The organism is Planococcus kocurii, from assembly GCF_001465835.2.
Lineage (GTDB): Bacteria > Bacillota > Bacilli > Bacillales_A > Planococcaceae > Planococcus > Planococcus kocurii.
The window spans coordinates 413,554-436,536 of sequence record NZ_CP013661.2 but is presented as its reverse complement, the minus strand read 5'-3'; the positions used below and the strand labels follow the sequence as shown (position 1 = coordinate 436,536).

Annotated in this window: 21 protein-coding genes and 2 other annotated features; all 21 genes read left to right on the top strand. The window is 41.0% G+C overall.

The features are described from left to right. Positions 1–11 precede the first annotated feature (11 nt). The 21 genes from citZ to rplT all read left to right on the top strand — a co-directional run bounded on the left by citZ (position 12) and on the right by rplT (position 22,662). Positions 12–1,127 carry a citrate synthase gene (gene citZ, locus AUO94_RS02195; RefSeq protein WP_058385723.1) on the top strand — a complete coding sequence of 372 codons (1,116 nt, stop codon included), beginning with the start codon at positions 12–14 and terminating at the stop codon, positions 1,125–1,127. Between the two features lie 95 nt (positions 1,128–1,222). Next, complete coding sequence (icd, locus tag AUO94_RS02190; protein ID WP_058385722.1) at positions 1,223–2,491, top strand: NADP-dependent isocitrate dehydrogenase; 1,269 nt, start codon at positions 1,223–1,225, stop codon at positions 2,489–2,491. A 187-nt stretch (positions 2,492–2,678) separates the two neighbouring features. Further along, on the top strand, positions 2,679–3,617 hold the full coding sequence (mdh, locus tag AUO94_RS02185) for a malate dehydrogenase (RefSeq protein WP_058385721.1): 939 nt from the start codon (positions 2,679–2,681) through the stop codon (positions 3,615–3,617). A 155-nt stretch (positions 3,618–3,772) separates the two neighbouring features. Continuing rightward, positions 3,773–4,219: a MaoC/PaaZ C-terminal domain-containing protein gene (locus tag AUO94_RS02180; RefSeq protein ID WP_058385720.1), complete on the top strand. Its 447-nt coding sequence runs from the start codon at positions 3,773–3,775 to the stop codon at positions 4,217–4,219. Positions 4,220–4,294: 75 nt separating this feature from the next. After that, on the top strand, positions 4,295–5,002 hold the full coding sequence (locus tag AUO94_RS02175) for a response regulator transcription factor (RefSeq protein ID WP_058385719.1): 708 nt from the start codon (positions 4,295–4,297) through the stop codon (positions 5,000–5,002). Then, entirely contained in the window at positions 4,999–6,396 is a 1,398-nt protein-coding gene (pnpS, locus tag AUO94_RS02170; RefSeq protein ID WP_058385718.1) for a two-component system histidine kinase PnpS, read from the top strand. The genes AUO94_RS02175 and pnpS overlap by 4 nt, the downstream gene beginning before the upstream one ends. Before the next feature lie 14 nt (positions 6,397–6,410). Further along, on the top strand, positions 6,411–7,628 hold the full coding sequence (locus tag AUO94_RS02165) for a carboxylate--amine ligase (RefSeq protein ID WP_058385717.1): 1,218 nt from the start codon (positions 6,411–6,413) through the stop codon (positions 7,626–7,628). Between the two features lie 171 nt (positions 7,629–7,799). Further along, entirely contained in the window at positions 7,800–8,765 is a 966-nt protein-coding gene (gene hflK, locus AUO94_RS02160) for an FtsH protease activity modulator HflK (RefSeq protein ID WP_078080302.1), read from the top strand. Further along, positions 8,765–9,736: a protease modulator HflC gene (gene hflC, locus AUO94_RS02155; protein ID WP_058385716.1), complete on the top strand. Its 972-nt coding sequence runs from the start codon at positions 8,765–8,767 to the stop codon at positions 9,734–9,736. Before hflK ends, hflC begins: the two co-directional genes overlap by 1 nt. Positions 9,737–9,803: 67 nt before the next feature. Then, positions 9,804–12,440, top strand: a complete 2,637-nt coding sequence (polA, locus tag AUO94_RS02150; protein ID WP_058385715.1) for a DNA polymerase I — start codon at positions 9,804–9,806, stop codon at positions 12,438–12,440. A gap of 15 nt (positions 12,441–12,455) precedes the next feature. Further along, a complete protein-coding gene (gene mutM, locus AUO94_RS02145; protein ID WP_058385714.1) occupies positions 12,456–13,325 on the top strand; it encodes a bifunctional DNA-formamidopyrimidine glycosylase/DNA-(apurinic or apyrimidinic site) lyase in 870 nt (289 codons plus the stop codon). A 9-nt stretch (positions 13,326–13,334) separates the two neighbouring features. After that, positions 13,335–13,940, top strand: a complete 606-nt coding sequence (coaE, locus tag AUO94_RS02140; protein WP_058385713.1) for a dephospho-CoA kinase — start codon at positions 13,335–13,337, stop codon at positions 13,938–13,940. Between the two features lie 102 nt (positions 13,941–14,042). After that, the gene (locus tag AUO94_RS02135; protein WP_058385712.1) at positions 14,043–15,062 is read left to right on the top strand and encodes a glyceraldehyde-3-phosphate dehydrogenase; all 1,020 of its coding nucleotides are present in this window, start codon (positions 14,043–14,045) and stop codon (positions 15,060–15,062) included. 316 nt (positions 15,063–15,378) lie between these two features. Beyond that, positions 15,379–15,762: an adenosylmethionine decarboxylase gene (gene speD / locus AUO94_RS02130; RefSeq protein ID WP_058385711.1), complete on the top strand. Its 384-nt coding sequence runs from the start codon at positions 15,379–15,381 to the stop codon at positions 15,760–15,762. A gap of 114 nt (positions 15,763–15,876) precedes the next feature. After that, positions 15,877–16,353, top strand: coding sequence for a transcriptional regulator NrdR (nrdR, locus tag AUO94_RS02125; RefSeq protein ID WP_058385710.1), 477 nt, complete (start codon positions 15,877–15,879; stop codon positions 16,351–16,353). Between the two features lie 11 nt (positions 16,354–16,364). Further along, on the top strand, positions 16,365–17,735 hold the full coding sequence (locus AUO94_RS02120; RefSeq protein ID WP_058385709.1) for a replication initiation and membrane attachment family protein: 1,371 nt from the start codon (positions 16,365–16,367) through the stop codon (positions 17,733–17,735). Next, entirely contained in the window at positions 17,736–18,671 is a 936-nt protein-coding gene (gene dnaI, locus AUO94_RS02115; RefSeq protein WP_058385708.1) for a primosomal protein DnaI, read from the top strand. It begins immediately after the preceding gene. A gap of 62 nt (positions 18,672–18,733) precedes the next feature. Continuing rightward, positions 18,734–18,971 (top strand) — a binding site (T-box leader). Positions 18,972–19,190: 219 nt separating this feature from the next. After that, positions 19,191–21,119, top strand: a complete 1,929-nt coding sequence (thrS, locus tag AUO94_RS02105; RefSeq protein ID WP_058385706.1) for a threonine--tRNA ligase — start codon at positions 19,191–19,193, stop codon at positions 21,117–21,119. A gap of 57 nt (positions 21,120–21,176) precedes the next feature. Next, positions 21,177–21,317, top strand: a sequence feature (ribosomal protein L20 leader region). 83 nt (positions 21,318–21,400) lie between these two features. Then, positions 21,401–21,907 carry a translation initiation factor IF-3 gene (gene infC, locus AUO94_RS02100; RefSeq protein WP_038703546.1) on the top strand — a complete coding sequence of 169 codons (507 nt, stop codon included), beginning with the start codon at positions 21,401–21,403 and terminating at the stop codon, positions 21,905–21,907. 27 nt (positions 21,908–21,934) lie between these two features. Continuing rightward, on the top strand, positions 21,935–22,135 hold the full coding sequence (gene rpmI / locus AUO94_RS02095; protein ID WP_008432253.1) for a 50S ribosomal protein L35: 201 nt from the start codon (positions 21,935–21,937) through the stop codon (positions 22,133–22,135). A gap of 167 nt (positions 22,136–22,302) precedes the next feature. Then, positions 22,303–22,662 (top strand): 50S ribosomal protein L20, encoded by a 360-nt coding sequence (gene rplT, locus AUO94_RS02090; protein ID WP_058385705.1) that lies wholly within the window; start codon positions 22,303–22,305, stop codon positions 22,660–22,662. Positions 22,663–22,983 lie beyond the last annotated feature (321 nt).

The window sequence follows — 22,983 nt, the reverse complement described above, 5'->3', positions numbered from 1 at the left end:
GAGCGATTTAAATGACATCGTCAAAAGGTTTAGAAGGTGTAGTAGCAACACAATCGGCCATTAGCTCGATTATTGATGACACACTTACATACGTCGGCTACGATATCGATGATTTAGCCGTTAACGCAAGTTTTGAAGAAGTGATTTACTTGTTGTGGCACCAGCGCCTGCCAAAAGCAAACGAATTGGCGGAACTCAAGCAACAATTAGCGGACAACATGGCCGTTCCACAAGCCGTGTTGGATCATTTTAAAACCTACGACATCAAACACGTTCACCCGATGGCTGCACTACGTACGGCAGTTTCGATGCTTGGTTTGTTCGATGAAGAAGCAGAAGTGATGGAGCCTGAAGCCAACTACCGCAAAGCCATTAAAATCCAAGCGAAAATTTCAACGTTGGTAACAGCTTTCGGTCGCATCCGCAATGGTCAAGAACCTGTTGCACCGAAAACAGACTTGAGTTTTGCGGCAAACTTCTTGTACATGTTGTCTGGTGAATTGCCAGAAGCGATTGAAGAAGAAGCGTTTAACAAAGCATTAGTTTTACATGCAGATCACGAATTGAACGCTTCGACGTTTACGGCACGCGTGGCAGTCGCAACCTTGTCGGATGTGTATTCCGGTGTCACTGCGGCAATTGGTGCGTTAAAAGGCCCTCTTCACGGTGGTGCGAACGAGCAAGTGATGAAGATGTTAACGGAAATCGGCTCGGTCGATAACGTGGAAACAGTCATCAACGAAAAACTAGCCAACAAAGAAAAAATTATGGGCTTTGGTCACCGGGTTTACCGCAAAGGCGATCCACGTGCAAAGCACTTACGCGACATGTCACAGAAATTGACCAAAATTCGCGGCGAAGAAAAATGGTACGACATGTCGGTGAAAATCGATGAAATCGTTACCGGTCAGAAAAACTTGCCACCGAACGTTGATTTTTACTCGGCATCGGTTTACCATAGCTTGAACATCGAACACGATTTGTTCACACCGATTTTTGCCGTGTCACGTACATCGGGTTGGTTGGCACACATTTTGGAGCAATACTCAAACAACCGCTTGATCCGCCCACGTGCAGAATACATTGGACCGGGCATGCAAACGTATGTGCCAGTTGAAGAACGATAAGAAATTTTTATCTATATTGTAAGATAAAAAAATACAACTTATAGGGCTAGCACTCTGTGCAGCCCTATGACTTTGACTACAGGAGGAAATTTAACATGACTAACGGCGAAAAAATCTCAGTAGAAAACGGTGTTTTGAACGTACCTAACAATGCGGTAATTCCTTATATTATTGGTGATGGAACAGGACCAGACATCTGGCATGCAGCATCGCGTGTTTTAGAACAAGCAGTTACAAAAGCATATAACGGCGAAAAATCAATTGTTTGGAAAGAAGTTCTTGCTGGACAAAAAGCATTTGACCAAACAGGCGAATGGCTTCCAGAAGAAACTCTTGACGTAATCCGCGAATACCTAATCGCAATCAAAGGACCTTTGACTACGCCAATCGGTGGCGGTATCCGTTCATTGAACGTGGCACTTCGCCAAGAATTGGATCTTTACACATGCCTACGTCCAGTTCGTTATTTCGAAGGTGTACCTTCACCGGTTAAACGCCCAGAAGATACTGACATGGTTATTTTCCGTGAAAACACTGAAGATATCTATGCTGGTATTGAATATGCTAACGGTTCGGATGAAGTGAAAAAATTGATTGCATTCCTACAAGACGAAATGGGCGTTAAAAACATCCGTTTCCCGGAATCTTCAGGTATTGGTATTAAACCAATCTCAGAAGAAGGAACAAAACGTTTAGTTCGTGCTGCAATCAATTACGCAATTACTGAAGGCCGCGAATCATTGACACTTGTTCATAAAGGGAACATCATGAAGTTCACTGAAGGAGCTTTCAAAAACTGGGGCTATGAAGTGGCTGAGCAAGAATTCGGCGACAAAGTATTTACATGGAACGAATACGATGCAATTAAAGACGAAAAAGGGACAGACGCTGCGAACAAAGCACAAGAAGAAGCACTTGCTTCAGGTAAAATTCTTGTTAAAGATTCAATCGCTGACATCTTCTTGCAACAAATCCTTACACGTCCAAGCGAGTTCGATGTTGTTGCAACAATGAACTTAAACGGAGATTACGTTTCTGATGCTTTGGCTGCTCAAGTAGGCGGAATTGGTATTGCTCCTGGAGCGAACATCAACTACGATACTGGACATGCGATTTTTGAAGCAACTCACGGAACAGCTCCTAAATATGCTGGTCTTGATAAGGTAAACCCTTCATCTGTTATCCTTTCAGGCGTATTAATGCTTGAACATTTAGGATGGACTGAAGCTGCTAAAATGATCACAAACTCTATGGAGAAAACAATTGCTTCTAAAGTTGTAACTTACGACTTTGCACGTCTAATGGACGGCGCTACAGAAGTGAAATGCTCTGAGTTTGCTGATGAATTAATCAAAAACTTATAAGCCTAAAATCAAAAGAGAGGGAATCCCTCTCTTTTTTTTATGCCCATTATTATTAGGTTTTGATGGGATGTGTTATGTTAGAACTGAAGTGTCCCGGCAATGTAGGCGACAAAAGAGAAGAGTGAATTTTAGGGGTACTCAAGGAGAGACAACAAGAAAACTAATTTTGTAAAAGGAGAGATATTTCATGACATTCAAGCGCACAAAAATTTCAGTAATTGGTTCTGGATTTACCGGAGCTACTGCAGCGTTCTTACTAGCCCAAAAGGAATTAGGCGATGTGGTGTTAGTCGATGTTCCACCAATGGAAGACCCAGCAAAAGGCAAGGCTTTGGATATGGCTGAAGCAGGTCCTGTTCTTGGTTTTGACGCGCGCATCAAAGGTACCTCTAATTACGAAGACACAAAAGACTCTGATTTAGTCATTATCACGGCAGGAATTGCACGTAAGCCTGGGATGAGCCGCGATGATTTGGTTCAAACCAATCAAAAAGTAATGAAAGCTGTAACAGCAGATATTGTGAAATACTCTCCGGAAACGACAATTATTGTTTTAACTAATCCAGTTGATGCCATGACTTACACGGTTTTTCAGGCATCTGGTTTACCAAAAGAACGCGTGATTGGACAATCAGGGGTATTAGACTCTGCTCGTTTTAGAACGTTTGTTGCTGAGGAACTCGATGTGTCGGTTAAAGATATTACAGGATTTGTGCTAGGTGGACACGGCGATGACATGGTGCCACTGGTTCGCTATTCTTATGCAGGCGGTATCCCATTAGAAACGTTAATTTCTAAAGAGCGCTTGGATGAAATTGTTGCACGTACACGTAAAGGTGGAGCAGAAATTGTCAATCTCTTGGGAAATGGCTCAGCTTATTATGCCCCTGCAGCTTCACTAGTAGAGATGGCTGAAGCGATTATTAAAGACCAGCGTCGAATTCTACCGACCATTGCTTATTTAGAAGGTGAGTACGGAATGGATGGAATTTATCTAGGGGTGCCGACCATTTTAGGTGCAGCAGGTATTGAGAAAATCATCGAAATCGATTTAAATGAAGAAGAAAAAGCTTTGTTAAATCAATCAGCAGATTCAGTGAAAGCTGTTATGAAGGTATTAACATGATGTAATAGATGATGGGTAGGGAGAATTCCCTGCTCATTTATTATTTTCTTGAACAAGCTATTCATAAACGTTACTCTTCCTGTCTCTTTCGTCGCTTGCGCTTTCATTGACTAAATTGATACTATAGAGATATTAAGAAAATGGAGGGATGTTGTTTGTTGCTTGGGAAAAAGCGGAAATTAGGCCGGCGAGTAGAAGATATCAAGATTGGTGAGAACTTAAAGCTGACAGAGAAAATTGAAGACAAAGATCTTCTCTTGTATTTGGGTTTGACAAATGACAGCAACCCGCTATATATCCAACATGATTTCGCTTTACAGACTAGTTTTGAAAAACCTGTCGTGCCGAATATTATGTTGACGGGTATTCTTACTTCTGCGGTATCAAAATACATACCGGGTCCTGGCTCTTATATTGTCAGTCAACAGTTGGAATTCTTAAAACCTGTTCATCATTACGCAACGATCGATTTTAACTTGGAAGTTGTCGAAGTGGATATCGAGCATAATAAGGTAGTTGTTCGGGTTGAAGGAATCAATGAAGACGGTGAAATTGTAGTGGCAGGACAACTTGCTGCTAACCCGCCGCGAATAGTGGAATAACTGACGGCTCATGCAACGAATTATGTTTAATGCGGTTTGAGATGGGGGTTTCAAACTGAGTGTGGAGGATGTAAAATGATGAAAAAAATATTAATCATTGAAGACGAACATTCAATTGCGACATTGCTTTCTTATAATTTGGTTCAAGCGGGTTTTGAGACGATTATTGCCAATGATGGCAAACAAGGATTTGACTTGGCACTTAGCGAAAGTCCATCATTAATTGTGTTGGATTTGATGTTGCCATCAATGGACGGTGTCGAAGTGTGTAAATCCTTGCGTCAACAAAAAATTAATACACCGATAATTATGTTGACGGCTAAAGGCGATGAGTTTGACAAAGTTCTTGGCCTGGAGCTAGGGGCGGATGATTATATGACCAAACCGTTTAGCCCAAGAGAAGTTGTAGCGCGCATTAAGGCAGTACTGAGAAGAGCCAGTAACGTTCCCACTGCACAGCAAGATTCTTCGGTACCTATTTCACTCGGTGAATTAGCTGTTTATCCTGATCGTTTTGAAGTTTTTCTTAGTGAAAAACAATTGGAATTTACTCCAAAAGAGTTTGAACTGCTTGTGTATTTGATGGAAAACAAAAATCGGGTTTTAACACGTGATCAGTTGCTTAGCGCTGTATGGAAATATGATTTCGCAGGAGATACACGTATTGTGGATGTTCATATTAGCCATTTGCGCGATAAAATAGAAGAAAACAGTAGAAAACCTACGTTTATTAAAACAATTCGGGGACTGGGCTATAAGTTCGAGGAGCCGAAAAACATATGAAATCGTTTCGTCGTCGTCTACTAGGCACTTTGCTCGTATGGATCGGAATGATGTTGGCTGGTTTGTTTATTGTCGTACTCCAACTACTGCCGATTTATGAAGGTGCTGAGAACAAGTCCGATATTTGGCTGATTTTGTTTTTGACATTTTTGAGCGCGTTGCTACTGTCAGCCATAGTTGGTAACCGCGTGATTAATGTAAACATTAAACCGGTTGAAAATGCGACTGAGACTGCTTTGGAATTAGCCAAAGGCAATTATCTTGCGCGCGCAACGGAATCCAATGCCCAAGAAAGTGTCGAATTGAGTAGGACGATTAATGTTCTGGCCCGCAATCTTCAAGAAATTACAGCTGTGCGCGTCATGGAACAAGAACGACTAAAAACGTTAATTGAGAACATGGGAAGCGCACTGATCATGATTGATAGACAAGGTGCCGTTTCGCTTGTCAATAAGCCTTTTTTAGATGAATTCAACTTAAAACCTGAGGCGATATTGGGGAAGTTTTATAAGGAAATACAAGTCCCTAATGTGGTGGAAAATTTTATCGAAAATGTGTTTATGACGGAAACACATTCACGTGCTCAGATTGAATTTGTATTGAGGTCAAAACAGAGGAATTTAAACGTTTATGGAGCACCGGTTATTGGGGAGCACGAACGTTGGTTAGGAATTGTTATCGTATTCCAAGATATTACGGAGTTGAAAAGATTGGAGCAGATTCGTAAAGACTTTGTTGCCAACGTTTCTCATGAACTTCGTACGCCTGTCACATCTATTAAAGGATTCTCAGAAACACTGCTGGACGGGGCCTACAAAGACACAGATACTTTATTGTCATTTTTAGACATTGTTCATACTGAGAGCAACCGATTGGAAATGCTGATTAATGATCTGCTTGATTTGTCGAACGTAGAACAAAGTGGATTTGAAGTAAATGCGCAACCTACTGATATGAAAGCTGTCATTAAAAGAGCGATAGAAATGATTCAGCCTAAAATTAATGAAAAATCCATTCAATTACAATTAGAAATTCAGCCAGTAATAGTACTAGGTGATCCAAATCGCTTAATCCAAGTGATGATGAACCTTTTAATTAATGCTGTTACATACTCTAGTAATTATACTGAAATAACCATTCGGCTTTTTACGAAAGAAGATCAAGCCGTTATTCAAGTGGCAGACCAAGGAATCGGAATCGAGAGTTCTGAAATCAGTCGATTGTTTGAGCGTTTTTATCGCGTCGATCGAGCACGCAGTCGAAATTCAGGAGGTACCGGACTCGGGCTGTCTATTGTTAAACATTTAATCGAGGCACATCATGGGCAAGTGGAAGTTGATAGCACAGTAGGTGTCGGAACTACATTTACCATTTGCCTGCCAATAGCTAGCTAATTTAGGAGGAACGTATGGAAACTAAACACCCATTTTTACCGATTATTATCGGTACAGACATGAACGCTTATAATATGGCTATCTCATTTCACGAGGCATATGGCATTAAGCCCATTTTAGTCGGTAAAGAACATTTATCGTTTACTTCACTAAGTTCGATTACGGAAACGATTGAAATACGTTCAGGTTTAGCGGATGATTCTCAGTTTGCTAACATTCTGATCGAAGTTGCACGTAAGTATAGAGCACCTGGTAAAACACTTTTGCTCATTGGTACTAACGATCTTTATGTGCGCTTGATTATTGAAAATGCTAAAATTTTGCGAGAGCATTATGTTTTCAATTACATCAACGAAGATTTGATGAACCAACTGCAAGTGAAAGCTAATTTCTATGAGCTTTGCAAAGTGCATGGTATTGACACACCGACAACGTTCTTTTATAGCTGCAATTCGAACAAGCCGTTTGAAGAAGAAATGATGTTCCCAGTTATTATTAAACCAAGCAACGGCATCGAATACAGCAGAAACAAGTTTGAAGGCCAGCAGAAAGTGTATAAAGTTGAAAGCCCAAAAGAAATGCACAACGTCATCCAGCAAATTAAAACTGGTGGTTACCGCGACGAATTGATCATCCAGGACTATATTCCAGGAGACGATACATTTATGTGGGATTCGGTTATTTACGCTAATTCGAAAGGCAAAACACAACTCGTTACTTTTGCGCAAGTAGTGTTACAAGAACATACTGTTACGGCAATTGGAAACTACACCGCATTGATCACACGCTTTGATAAAGACGTGATGGTCAAACTGCAAAATTTTCTTGAAGCAGTCGGCTATAACGGGTTTGCAAATTTCGATTTAAAATACGATTCGCGCGATAATACATTTAAAGTATTTGAGGTGAACATTCGTCAAGGACGTTCTAGCTATTACGTCACAGCACTTGGGCATAATATGGCTGAGTATTTTGTGGATGATTTGATCTATCATACTGAAAAGCCTATAACGTATTTAAATGAAGATTTCCTGTTCACAGTCGTACCAAAAGCAGTCTTGCGCAATTTTGTCGCGAATAAAGCAGTGCTAAAAGACATTAAGCGCTTGATTAAAAAAGGCCAATACGGTAATCCGTTATTTTACAAACAAGATAAGCATCTAAAACGAAAAATTTATTTATTGGCACGCCAAGTGAATTACTATAAAAAGTATAAAAACAATCAATGGTAAATTTACAGAAGCTTAACACTGGCTTCATACTTGGATGGTAAGGTTTACTAGAACCCCCTTCAACCGCATAATTTGAAAAAGAGTCCTTCCCCCGGACTCTTTTTCTATTTTTCTGAAACTATTTCACTATTATTCCGTATAGTCAGTAACAAGAAAAAAGGAGGGGCCATCATGACAACTAAAAAACTACTAGCGGTGATTGGTTTATCAATTACGGGAATTCTTCTGCTGATTGCGATTTTTACTTCTTGGTACACGGTAGATGAATCCGAACAAGCAATCATTATTACATTCGGTGTAGCCAATGAAACGAATACTGAAGCTGGCTTACATTTTAAAATGCCATGGCCAATTCAAAAAGCAGAAATTCTTTCAAAAGAAACTTACAGCTTGAAATTCGGCTACAACCAAAACGACGAAGGTGAAATTGTGGCATTCGACAAAGAAACTAAGATGATTACAGGAGATGAAAACATCGTTCTTACGGACTTAATTGTTCAGTGGAAAATCACGGATCCTAAGAAATATCTATTTAATGCAGAAGCTCCTCAAGATATTTTGCATGATGCAACATCTGCATCTATCCGTTCAATTATCGGCAACTCGCTGATTGATGACGCACTAACATCCGGAAAAGCGGAAATTGAATCGGACACACGCGATCTGCTTGCTTCTTTAATTGAGAAGTACGATATCGGCATAACTGTGTTAGCTGTCAAACTCCAAGATGTAGAACTACCGAACGAAGAAGTGCGCGCGGCATTTACGAATGTAACAGATGCTAGAGAAACGATGAACACGAAAATCAACGAAGCCAAAAAATACGAAAACCAAAAACGTAACGAAGCCTTAGGAGAAAAAGCTGCGATTAATTCACGTGCAGAAGGTCAAAAAGTAACGCGTATTCAACAAGCAACAGGAGACGTTGCATTATTTGATAAATTGTATAAAGAATACGAAAACAATCCAGAAGTTACAAAGCAACGGATTATTATGGAAACCTTAGAAACAGTCTTGCCAAACGCCAAATTGTATATTATGAACGATGAAGGTGGAACGATGAAATACTTGCCACTTGAAGGATTGCAGACAACTATCCCACCGGTTGCGGAAACTGAAGAAGGGAGTGGCGACTAATGGAACCAAACAAACCTTTAGGAGAAGTGAAAAAATTCAACCCTTATGATAGGCCAAAAAAGAAAAAAGAACCGAGAGATCCGGTTGACTTCAAGAAATACTGGAAATTGATTGTCGGTTTAGTTGTAGCATTTGTTCTCTTGTTAATGGTCTTAACGAATGTGTATATTGTAAAAGAAAATGAATACCGAGTTGTTCGTCAATTTGGTGAAGTGGTGAAAATTCAAGAAGAGCCAGGCATCCGCATGAAAATACCCTTTATTCAAAGCGTTACGACTTTGCCGAACTATCAAATGACTTACGATGTTTCAGAAGCGGAAATTAATACGAAAGACAAAAAACGAATCATCATCGATAATTATGCAGTTTGGCATGTTGTCAATCCACTTGACTTGATTTCAAATGCTGGGACAATCGTCAACGCTGAATCCCGAATGGAAGAATTTATTTACTCGGTAGTTCGTACAGAACTGGGCCAGTTAGATTACGATGAAATCATTAATGATGAAAACTCTTCTAGGGGCAGTGTGAACGATGCTGTCACGGCGAAAGTGAATGAATTGCTAAACAAAGATCAATACGGCATTCAAGTGATGGATGTTCGGATAAAACGAACAGATTTACCTGAAGAAAATGAGCAGTCTGTTTATACGCGGATGATTTCAGAGCGTGAATCCACGGCTCAAGAATACTTATCTCAGGGAGATGCGAAAAAACGTGAAATGGAAGCGCAAGCTGACCGACAGGCACAAGAAGTAATTGCTACAGCGCGTAAAGAAGCCGCATTAATCCAAGCAGAAGGCGAATCCGCAGCTGCTAAAATTTATAACGAATCGTTCTCAAAAGATCCGGAATTCTATGAGCTTTATCGCTCACTAGAATCTTATAAGAAAACAATTGGTGATGATACCGTCATCGTTTTACCATCTGATTCACCTTACGCAGAAATCTTATCCGGTAATTTCGAATAAGGCTAGAGCCGTTATTTCTCTTCTATTTGCCCGCGTGGTAAAATAGAGGGAATGATGGCTTTTTTTTATGGAGAGGGGTAATTTTGTGGCAAAGAAAATACTTTTATTAGATGGCAATAGCTTGGCATATCGTGCGTTTTTCGCCTTGCCGCTATTGACCAATGAAAATGGCATTCACACGAATGCTGTCTATGGATTTACGATGATGCTTCAAAAAATAATCGAAGAAGAAAAACCAACGCATATGATTGTGGCGTTTGATGCAGGCAAAACGACTTTCCGTCACAAGACATTTAGTGAGTATAAAGGCGGGAGACAAAAGACGCCGCCTGAGTTGTCGGAACAATTTCCTTATCTGAGAAAAGTGATTGATGCTTACGGCATTAAACGCTATGAATTGAACAATTACGAAGCGGACGATATTATCGGAACTTTGAGTCTTGAAGCAGAACAAGCGGGTGATGAAGTTGTGATTATTTCTGGAGATAAGGATATGACGCAATTGGCATCATCAACGACGACCGTCTTTATCACGCGAAAAGGGATCACGGATATCGAAAAGTACACAGTCGAGCATATTAAAGAAAAATACGGCCTGACACCCAATCAGATTATTGATATGAAAGGTCTGATGGGCGACGCATCGGATAATATTCCGGGTGTGCCAGGTGTCGGCGAAAAAACAGCGCTAAAATTATTAGCAGCACACGGTTCAGTTGAAGGTGTCTATGAAGCAATTGACTTGCAAAAAGGCAAGATGAAAGAAAAACTAGTCGCCAATGAAGATCTTGCTTATATCAGCAAGCAACTGGCGACCATAGAACGACATGCCCCCATTGAAATTAGCATTGAAGAATTGAGTTATGCTGGACCAAATCAAGACGAATTGGTAAAAGTATGGACGGAATTGGCATTTAAATCTTTACTAGAAAAAATGGAATATACAGCAGAAGAAACAGTTAAAGAGGAATTGCACTTCGAGGTACTGACTGCCATTGACCCAGCTATATTAAAAGACGAGATGGCTGTTCACCTAGAGTTATACGATGAACATTACCATAGCTGTGATTTACTTGGTGTTTCTTTAGCGACGGAGACAGAAACCTATGTAATTCCAATGACAGTTGTTGAGCAATCAGAAGAATTCAACAGGTGGTTTAAAGATCCATCGAAAAAGAAATTTATGGCAGACTCAAAAGCAGCAACTGCCGCATTTTTACGTATGGGCATTGAATTAAAAGGTGTCGATTTTGACTTGATGCTAGGTGCTTATATTGTGAATCCGTCGTTAACTTATACGGATATGGCGAGTATTGTCCAAGAGTACGGTTATAGAGACGTATCAACAAACGAACAAATCTACGGCAAAGGTGCTAAAAAGAAAGTGCCGGAAGAAACGATTCTAAACGAGCATATTGCTAGAAAAGCACGCACTATCTGGAAAGTCCGGCCATTAGTTATGGAAAAACTCGAAGAAAACGAGCAATTTGATTTATACGACAAATTAGAATTGCCACTGGCGACAGTTTTAGGTCAAATGGAGTCACTAGGCGTCAAAGTCGATCGCGATCAATTGTCCGAAATGGGCAAGGAATTGTCTCATAAACTCGAAAAAATTGAATCGGATATACATGGGCTGGCCGGACAAGAATTTAATATCAATTCCCCTAAGCAATTAGGTGTCATCCTGTTTGAAAAACTTGGATTACCAGCTTTAAAGAAAACCAAAACCGGTTACTCAACAGCAGCAGATGTTCTAGAAAAACTAGAGGGGCAGCACGAGATCATCTCGCATATTCTCATGTATCGTCAATTGGGCAAACTATTATCCACTTATATAGAAGGATTGCTAAAAGAAGTACACGAAGACGGCAAAGTCCACACCCGGTTCCAACAGGCTCTTACAACAACTGGTCGACTTAGTTCAACTAATCCGAACTTGCAAAATATCCCGGTGCGCCTTGAAGAAGGACGGAAAATCAGGAAAGCCTTTATTCCTTCAGAGCCGGACTGGGTAATGGTCGCAGCGGATTATTCACAAATTGAATTGCGTGTCTTGGCAGATATGTCGGAAGATGAGCGTCTCGTGCAAGCTTTTAAAGATGACCGAGATATTCATACAACAACGGCTAGCGATGTTTTTCATGTTCCTGTAGAACAAGTGACAGGCGATATGCGAAGAGCTGCTAAAGCCGTTAACTTCGGAATTGTTTATGGCATTAGTGATTATGGTTTGTCTCAAAACTTAAGCATTCCACGGAAAGAAGCAGCAGACTTTATTGAACGTTATTTCACAAGTTTTCCTGGCGTCAAAAGTTATATGACAACGATTGTGGCAGACGCAAAGCGTGATGGATTTGTCACGACATTGATGAACCGGAGACGCTATTTACCGGATATTACGAGTTCTAACTTTAATTTGCGCAGCTTTGCAGAGCGTACAGCGATGAATACGCCGATTCAAGGGAGTGCAGCGGATATTATTAAAAAAGCGATGATTGATATGGATGCAGCACTCGAGCGTGAAGGGATGCAAACACGTATGCTGTTGCAAGTACACGATGAATTAATCTTTGAAGCGCCACCTGAAGAATTGGAGAAACTGATGAAATTAGTACCTGAAGTAATGGAACATGCAGTGAAACTAATTGTGCCGTTAAAAGTAGACATCGCCAATGGTGCAACTTGGTACGATACTAAATGATCGGAGGGTAACGATATGCCTGAACTTCCAGAAGTAGAAGGTGTCGTTCGGCAGATCCGCCCTGTTTCTATTGGTAAAAAAATTGAGGCAGTAACGGTATCGGACATTATTCGCTTATCGAAAGCGAATGGCAAAGAAGCAATCATTAAGCGGATGGAAGCCGACCGTTTTGTTGATAGCTTAACAGGAGCGCAAATTGTCCGTGTCGAGCGACGCAGCAAATATATTTACTTTACATTGCGAAAAGACCATGAATTTTTATTAGTTAATCATTTGGGAATGTCAGGAGCTTGGTTTTACGTCGACCAGCTTCAGTCTATTCCGGAAGATAAATTCCGGCGACACGTTCATGTCATTTTGACATTGAGCGATGGCAACTTACTAGCGTTTTCGGATATTCGTCGTTTTGGGGAAATGAGGGTATTGCAAGAAGAGGCAGAATTCCCTCCTTTACTGCTGATGGCACCGGAGCCTTTTGAGCCAGGTGCACGAGAACATTTTTTGGCGATAGCTGAGAGTGCTAAATATCAAAACAAAGCAATCAAAGAACTTATTATGGACGGCCAAATTATTTCGGGCTGCGGTAACATTTATGCAACAGAAGCCCTTTTTAAAACGAAAATACATCCCAAACGAGCGGCTAGACGCATTAGTCGGAGACGAAAAGTAGAACTATTTGAGTCAATTGTTGCTATTTTGCTAGAAAGCATAGAAGCAGGCGGAAGTACGATTTCGGATTACCGCAACATCAATGGTGAATCAGGCAGCATGCAAGATCGTTTTGGTATGTATGGAAAAAAACAGTGTATGGTTTGTGGCACGATGACGAAGACGCTGAAAATCGGAGGTCGGGCATCTGTATATTGCCCAACTTGCCAGAAATGAGGATGAATAATGATCATTGGATTGACAGGTAGCATTGCCAGTGGAAAAAGTACCGTATCCGAAATGTTAAAAAATTTAGGCTATCCGATTATTGATGCGGATCTTGTAGCGCGGTTAGTAGTAGAACCAGGTTCTGACACCTTAGGACAAATCGCTTTAGCATTTGGCGATGAGATACTGCGCGAAGACGGAACGATGGACCGTGCAAAACTAGGCGAAATCATTTTTAACGATCCGGCAAGTCGCAAAATATTGAACGATATTATTCATCCGGCAATTCGTCAGGAAATGCTCCGGCAGCGGCAGGATTTTTTGGCGCAAGGATTCAAGACCATCATCATGGATATTCCGTTATTATTTGAGAGCCGCCTACAGCACTTGGTCGATAAAATTTTAGTGGTCAGTGTTACCGAAAAAAATCAATTTGCTCGGCTAGTGGAACGCAACAACTTTACTGAAAAAGAGGCGCGAGCACGTATTAGTTCACAACTGCCAATGTCTGTAAAAGAAGATGGAGCGGATGCGGTTATCTACAATAACGGTACATTGAACGAGACGGAAAGCCAATTAAATCGAATTTTAGCAAATTGGCAAACCAGCCTTGAAAAAGAATAAAAGATATGTAATTTTAAAGGTTCTCTAAATAGGTGATTGTGTTATACTATATAAGAAATTAAAAATATGAGTATAACTTAATTACAAACGGAGGATTCCTACATGACAGTTTCTATTGCAATTAACGGATTTGGCCGTATTGGCCGTATGGTTTTCAGACAGGCGATATTGATGGATGATGTTAAAATAACAGCAATCAACGCTTCGTATCCAGCTGAGACCCTGGCGCATTTGATTAAGTATGACACAAATCACGGTACCTTTACGGGTGACGTATCTTCAGAAGAAGATGCTTTAATTGTTAATGGAAAACGGGTTCAATTGGTAAGTGAGCGCGATCCACTGAATTTGCCATGGAAAGAAATGGGCATTGATATCGTTATCGAAGCAACTGGGAAATTCAATTCACGTGAAAAAGCAGCGCTGCATTTAGAAGCAGGAGCTAAAAAAGTGATTTTGACAGCGCCTGGAAAAAAAGAAGATATCACAATCGTTATGGGAGTTAATGATGACAAACTAGACATTGATAAGCATGATATCATTTCCAACGCTAGCTGTACGACCAATTGTCTAGCGCCTGTTGTAAAAGTGCTGAATGATACATTTGGAATTGAAAATGGCTTGATGACGACCATCCATTCTTACACAAACGACCAGCAGAACTTAGATAACCCGCACAAAGATCTTCGGCGCGCGCGTGCTTGTGCACAATCCATTATTCCAACTTCTACGGGTGCTGCGAAAGCGCTATCATTGGTGTTGCCTGAGATGGAAGGGAAACTTCATGGTATGGCATTACGAGTGCCAACTCCAAATGTATCCTTAGTCGATTTAGTTGTTGACTTGAACACAGCAGTGACAATTGAAGAAGTTAATAGAGCTTTCAAGGAAGCTTCTGAAAATAGCTTAGAAGGAATTTTGAGCTTGACGATGGAACCATTGGTTTCTGTTGATTTTAATAGCAATTCAGATTCGGCAATTGTTGATGGATTATCGACGATGGTTATTGGCGATCGCAAAGTAAAAGTTTTGGCATGGTACGATAACGAGTGGGGCTATTCAGCACGTGTAATCGACTTGACTAAAAAAGTTGCCAATGCGATGGTTCTTGTTTCTAAATAAGCCTGAATGCCCTGTTCTCTAGTTTTTTTAAAAGAGAAACAGGGTTTTTCTCTGCCTATGTGATCGTAAAAATTCTGAATCAATAAGATATTATTATTGCATTTGCGATAAATACGTTTTATACTATGAATCGTAGTTGAAAAATGGCTACCACTTCTGAATTTCCATCATGTAACTCGGAATTAGGAGCGTAAGATTTTTATTCACATGACTGCTTAAAGGGTTAGGACCTCTTTGGACTAACTTTCCCCCGTGGTAGTCAACTTTGAATATTTTGCGCAAAAACCAAAATGATATCAAAGGGGGAAAACGAACCATGGAAACGATGGGACGTCACGTAATTGCAGAACTTTGGCAGTGTGATTTTGACAAATTAAACGATATGGATTTTATCGAACAAACTTTTGTTGATGCAGCACTCAAATCTGGAGCTGAAGTAAGAGAGGTAGCTTTTCATAAATTCGCACCACAAGGTGTTAGCGGAGTTGTGATTATCTCAGAATCTCACTTAACTATTCACAGTTTTCCAGAACACGGCTATGCGAGTGTAGATGTTTACACTTGCGGCGATTTAGATCCGACTATTGCAGCGGAATATATCGCAGACGCACTAGGTTCAACATCACGCGAACTTGTAGAAATACCACGCGGTATGGGACCAGTAAGTGTTGAGAAATCCAAAGTTTCAGTAACAGCATAATCCATTTAACCAAAAACACGTAAGCAGGGGATGAAATCCTCTGCTTTTTCTATTTTTTCAATGATTTTTTGTTATACTAGATACACGAGATAGAGAAGTTAGGGAGATGTAAAAATGAAATGTCCAGCTTGCCAACATAACGGCACACGTGTTGTCGATTCGCGGCCAATAGACGAAATGAAATCCATCAGAAGGCGAAGAGAATGTGAGTCTTGCGGTTATCGCTTTACGACATTTGAAAAAGTGGAAGAAATGCCACTGATTGTTGTCAAAAAAGATGGCTCGCGTGAAGAGTTCAGCCGTGAAAAAGTTTTGCGTGGCGTTATTCGCGCATGTGAAAAACGGCCGGTATCTCTAGAAGTGTTAGAAGAAGTCGTCTTTACGATTGAGAAAGACCTTCGCCGTGCGGGTAACCCAGAAGTGAAATCTGAAGAAGTCGGAGAATTGGTCATGAATCGACTAGCAACAATCGACGAAGTAGCATATGTTCGCTTTGCTTCAGTGTATCGCCAATTTAAAGACATCACTGTTTTTATTGATGAACTCAAGGATTTGCTAAATAAAACTCCGGAAGACAAGAAAATCGATTAAGGCGGTGACTTATGACTGCATATTATAAAGAGTTGCAGCCTGCTGATCCATTTCGAATTCGCTTACCTTATCCGTTTTCAAATTACGATCGGCAACTTCTAACATTGCTCTATCAACCTATGATTGGTGCGGAAGCCATTGCATTGTATTTAACTTTATGGGCTGAAGGAGAAGCGACTAGTGAAGAGTCGAGTCATTATACATTGATGAATATGTTGGGGAATTCTATTTCGAAAATATTTGACGCTAGAATCCAGTTAGAAGCAATTGGATTGCTTAGAACGTATAAAAATCAAAGCAGTGAGCGTTCTTTCATCTATGAACTGTGTCCGCCACTCGATCCAAAAACGTTTTTTATGGATCCGTTATTGTCTATGTTTTTATTTAGTAAAATTGGTGAAACGTCTTACCGAAAAGTTCGTAAACGTTTTGCCATCGAAACGGAGATTCCGACTGATTACGAAGAAGTGTCAAGAACCTTTACCGATATTTTTCAACCAGTTCATGCCAAAGCAGGCTATCCCGCTAAGAAAAAAGATTTACAAGAACGAAAAAATGGGGGATACAGCACGGAATCAGATTTTGACTTTGGTTTATTGCAACAAGGGCTTTCCGAGCAATTAGTTCCCAAACGTGTATTAACGGGCAGCATAAAAGCCTATATTGCCAAATTGGCTTTTTTGTATAGTTGGGACCCGCTTGAAATGCAAACAGTTGTCTTAATGGCGATTGATGACAATTACAAATTGACGACTGATCTTTTAAAAAAAGCAGCAACCGAGCATTACAAAATGAAAGTGTCCACTACAGCGCCGCAACTGGTTCCTGTACATAAAGCAACAGAACCTATTGAAGCAACAGACGAAACGTCAAAAACAAAAGAAGATGAGTTATTGGTTTATTTAGAGACTGCAGCTCCTATCCAAGTACTGAGAGATATTGCGGATGGTCACGAACCGTTGCCGTCAGATGTGGAACTAGCAAACCAATTAGTCACTTTCCACAAGATGGAGACAGCGGTTGTAAATGTATTGCTTCACTATGTGTTGCTACGAACCGATATGAAGCTAACCAAAGCATATGTGGAGAAAATCGCTTCGCACTGGCTACGCAAGAATATTACAACCGCAAAAGATGCAATGGAAATTGCCCGTGTCGAGCACACGCAGTATATGAAGTGGAAGTCTGAAGGCTCGCTAACGACTATCGCCAAACCATTCACAGGCAATCAAAAGCCGCTGCGTGAAGAACGATTGCCGGAATGGTTCCATAAAAAAGACGATGTACCTGTTGCTAAAGCAGAGCCAAGAAACGAAAGCTTAGAAGTAGAAAAACAAAAACTTCTTGCGAAACTTGCGCTGAAGAAAGGAAAAGGTGGTTAAATGGAACCGATTAGCGAAACCTTAAAACGTGTAGTCAATGCCCCTGCTTTTTCTGAGCGTTATGGTGAAATGCGTAAAGAAGTATTGGCGCATGCAGGAGTTCAAAAATTCTTGGAAAATCATGCAGATGAAATTGACGCACCTACTATTGATAGAGGGCTTCACAAGTTATACGAATACATCGACCAATCCCATGATTGCAACAAATGCCCTAGCTTGGATGGCTGTATTAATCATTTAAAAGGTTTTGAGCCGAATCTTGTATTAGAACGTGGAACTATCGGGATTTCGTATACAAAATGTCGCTCAAAGGATATTCACGACAACAAACGCCATGCATCTTCTTTAATCCATAGCATGTATATGCCAAAAGAAGTGATGCAAGCGACACTGGACGGCTTTGAATTAGATGACAGTCGCATGGAAGCGTTTCGAGCGGTTGGTGATTTCCTCGATCAAGCAACGGGTCCTGACAATTTACCTGAGAAAGGATTGTATCTTTATGGACAATTCGGTATTGGGAAATCGTACTTATTGAGCGCAGTGGCCAATGAACTGGCTGAGATCAATGTGAAATCTGTGTTGGTGTTCGTTCCAGAATTTATGCGAGAAATGAAACAGGCGATTGGTGATCAAACATTGCAGGAAAAAGTGGATTATGTGAAAAAAGCAGACGTCTTGATGCTAGATGACATTGGAGCTGAAGCAATGTCAAGCTGGACACGAGACGAGGTACTTGGAACAATTCTCCATTACCGGATGTCTGAAAAACTGCCAACATTTATGTCGTCAAACTTTAGCTATACCGAGCTGGAGTACCATTTAACCTATTCGCAGCGCGGAGAAAAAGAAGATTTAAAAGCGGCGCGCATTATGGAACGAATTCGTGCATTAACGAGTCCAGTTAAACTTGATGGACGCAATCGAAGAAATTAAGTGCGAGAACTATTGCCTTTTGGAACAATTCGGTTTATAGTAATAACAATCGAACCAAGATTTTACATGCCTTGACAAGGACATGAGCGGAATTTACGACTTTCAGAGAGAGAAGCCTAGGCTGTGAGCTTCTTAAGTATCGTTTTTTCGCTTACCCCCTTTGAGCAGCAGCTGTGAACAGTTTTTTAGTAGCAGCTGACGGTACCGGCCCGTTAGCCGATGCAGAGCTTCATTTTGAATGGTTTCAGCTGTTCAAAATAGAAGAAGGGTGGAACCGCGAGCTAAAGCTTCGTCCCTTTTGGGATGGGGCTTTTTTCTGTGGAAAAAAAGAAAAGCGGAGATGGCCGTTTTGCTCTGACAGGCATAAGGTGGACTTCCGAAGCGGCGCTTTTGCCGCACAGGAAGGACAGTTTATGACCCGAGGAGCAGGCCATTGCAGCTAGACAAGAATAAAGAAATGTCTACCAGACCCTGTGGTTTAGACATTTCGATCAGAGTTAACTAAAAGGAGAGATTGACATGGCAAACATGATTCAACTGAAATTCCCAGACGGAGCAGTAAAAGAGTTTGAACAAGGCGTAACTACTGAGGAAATTGCTCAATCAATTAGCCCAGGATTACGGAAAAAAGCATTGGCTGGTAAAATGGGCGATAAATTAGTCGATTTACGTGCACCTTTAAAAGAAGATGGGGATATTGCAATCATCACACCAGAATCTGATGAAGGTCTAGAAGTATTGCGCCACAGCACAGCACATTTATTGGCACAAGCGATCAAGCGGATGTACCCAGATGCGAAGCTCGGTGTGGGACCGGTTATTGAAAACGGTTTTTATTATGATATCGATACAGAATCAGCAATTACTTCAGAGGATTTGCCATTGATTGAAAAAGAAATGAAGCAAATCATCAATGAAAATGTTGAAATTATTCGTCATGACGTGACTCGTGCAGAAGCACAAGAACGATTTGCAGCGATTGAAGATCCGTACAAATTAGAACTTCTTGAAGCCATTCCTGAAGATGATCAAGTATCTATCTATGAGCAAGGTGATTTTTTCGATCTTTGCCGAGGTGTTCATGTACCATCAACAGGTAAATTAAAAGAGTTTAAGTTATTAAGTGTGGCCGGAGCATATTGGAGAGGGAACAGCGACAACAAAATGCTTCAGCGTATTTACGGAACTGCCTTTTTCAAAAAAGAAGATTTAAAAGCGCATCTTGAAATGCTAGAAGAAGCAAAAGAACGTGATCACCGTAAAATCGGGAAAGAATTGAATTTGTTCATGAACTCTCAAAAGGTCGGTCAAGGCTTGCCGATGTGGTTGCCAAAAGGCGCAACAATCCGCCGCATTATCGAGCGTTACATTGTCGATAAAGAAGAGCGCTTAGGCTACGATCACGTGTATACGCCTGTAATGGGTAGCGTGGAGTTATACAAAACAAGCGGACATTGGGATCATTACCAAGACGATATGTTCCCAGTGATGAAAATGGACAATGAGGAATTGGTATTGCGTCCAATGAATTGCCCGCATCATATGATGATTTTCAAACAAGGTATTCACTCGTATCGTCAGTTGCCAATTCGTATTGCTGAACTTGGGTTGATGCACCGCTACGAAATGTCAGGTGCATTGTCGGGTCTTCAACGCGTTCGCGGAATGACGTTGAATGATGCGCATCTTTTCGTACGCCCAGACCAAATCAAAGAAGAGTTCAAACAAGTCGTCAACTTGATTGTTGAAGTTTACAAAGATTTTGATATCAAAGATTATTCATTCCGTTTGTCTTATCGCGACCCAGCAGATAAAGAAAAATACTTTGATGATGATGCCATGTGGAATCGTGCACAAGCGATGTTAAAAGAAGCAATGGATGAAATGGAGATTGACTATGAGGAAGTAGAAGGCGAAGCGGCATTTTACGGACCGAAAGTAGACGTTCAAGTGAAGACAGCTCTTGGTAAACAAGAAACTTTGTCAACTGTCCAACTAGATTTCCTTTTGCCAGAACGCTTTGACTTGTCTTATGTCGGAGAAGATGGCAAACAGCATCGTCCGGTCGTTATTCACCGCGGAGTCGTGTCAACAATGGAACGTTTTGTTGCATTCTTAATCGAAGAATACAAAGGAGCTTTCCCAACGTGGCTGGCACCTGTCCAAGTGGAAATGATTCCAGTATCGCTTGACGCTCATAGTACTTATACAAAAGAACTTCAAGAAAAACTGCAGTCGCATAAAATTCGTGTAGATATCGATGAGCGCGATGAAAAATTAGGCTACAAGATTCGTGAAGCACAAATGCAAAAAGTACCGTATATGCTTGTGATCGGAGATAAAGAACTAGAAGATGGTTCGGTGAATGTTCGTAAATACGGCGAACAGAAATCTGAAAGTATGCCGTTTGAAGATTTTGTTAAACTGGTTCAAAGTGAAATTCGTTAAACAACTTGACTTCTTTTACAACGCGTGATATTATGAATAAGGTTATAGAATACTTATATGTGCAAGCAGGAGCACCCGCTTCTCACCTGATCGACCGATTGTTGGCAGGTATACACGATTGACTTTTACACGCAGAAAGACGCGTGTTGTCATATTTGCGGGTGGACCTCATTGGTCCATCCGCTTTTGTTTTGATCGGAACCCTGTAAACCGGTTCGGCCGGTTCACACATTTAAGCTATTCGCGACACTATCCGGAGGTGGATTACTATTAGCAAAGACATTAATGTAAATGACGGTATTCGTGCACGTGAGTTGCGAGTTATTGATCAAAACGGTGAACAACTTGGCATCAAAACACGTATCGAAGCACTTGAAATTGCAGCTCGTGTCAACTTGGATCTTGTTCTTGTGGCTCCTCAAGCTAAGCCGCCGGTTGCTCGGATCATGGATCATGGTAAATTCAAGTTTGAGCAGCAGAAGAAAGATCGTGAAATCCGTAAAAATCAGAAAGTGATTATCGTTAAAGAAGTGCGCTTAAGCCCTTCAATTGACGATCACGATTTCAACACGAAACTTCGCAACGCTATCAAGTTCCTTGAAAAAGGCGACAAAGTGAAAGCTTCTATTCGTTTTAAAGGCCGTGCAATTACGCACAAAGAAATTGGACAACGTGTACTTGAACGTTTCGCAGAAGCGTGCAAAGAAGTTGCAACAGTTGAGCAGCGCCCGAAAATGGATGGCCGCAGCATGTTCTTGATGCTTGCACCAGTCAACGAAAAAGAATAAGAGATCATTGTTTAGGAGGAATTCGAAATGCCGAAAATGAAAAGCCACAGCGGTGCATCAAAACGTTTCAAAAAAACGGGTACTGGTAAAGTAAGACGCCACAGCTCACACACTAGCCACTTATTCGCAAACAAATCTACAAAGCAAAAGCGTAAACTTCGTAAAGGGAAACTTGTTTCTTCAGGCGACTTAAAACGTATCAAATCGTTAATCTATAACATGAAATAATAAAAGCTAAAGCGCCCGTATAGATTCGACGGGCATAAGGCGAAGAGGTGAAGCAGCGTTTTTTGCCGCACAGCCACTTTGACTTATGACCCCGAGAATCTGGGTGCTTGAGTCTAGACATGTAACAAAAAATCGAATTTTTTATATTCAGCAGGAGGTAATGTGATATGCCACGCGTAAAAGGTGGAACAGTGACGCGTCAGCGTCGTAAAAAGGTCATTAAATTAGCAAAAGGTTATTATGGTGCAAAGCACATCCTTTTCAAAGTAGCAAACCAACAGGTAATGAAGTCAGGTAACTATGCTTACCGTGACCGTCGCAACAAAAAACGTGATTTCCGTAGACTTTGGATCACGCGTATCAACGCAGCAGCACGTATGAACGAAATTTCATACAGCCGTCTTATGCACGGATTAAAAGTTGCTGGTATCGACATCAACCGCAAAATGCTAGCTGAAATCGCTGTATCTGATGCAGCTGCTTTCACATCATTGGTTGACCAAGCAAAAAAAGCAGTAACTAAGTAATTAAAAGCGAAAGTGCCTGTTAAGACCCGACAGGCTTAAGACAGACCACCAAAGCGGCGTTTTTTGTCGCACAGGTGGGCTGACTTAAGTCCCGAGGGTCTAGGCACTGCAGCTAGATAATAAAAGCGGAAATGACCGTTTTGCTCCGATAGGCATAAGATGAACTTCCCTAGTGGCTTTAGCCGCGTAGGAAGGGCAGCTTATGACCCGAGGAGCAGGTCATTGCAGCTAGATAATAAAAGCGAAAGTGCCTGTTCATTGCAGTTCATAGACATCACACAACTAGAAAGCTGCAATGCACTAGCATTTAACGCTACAATA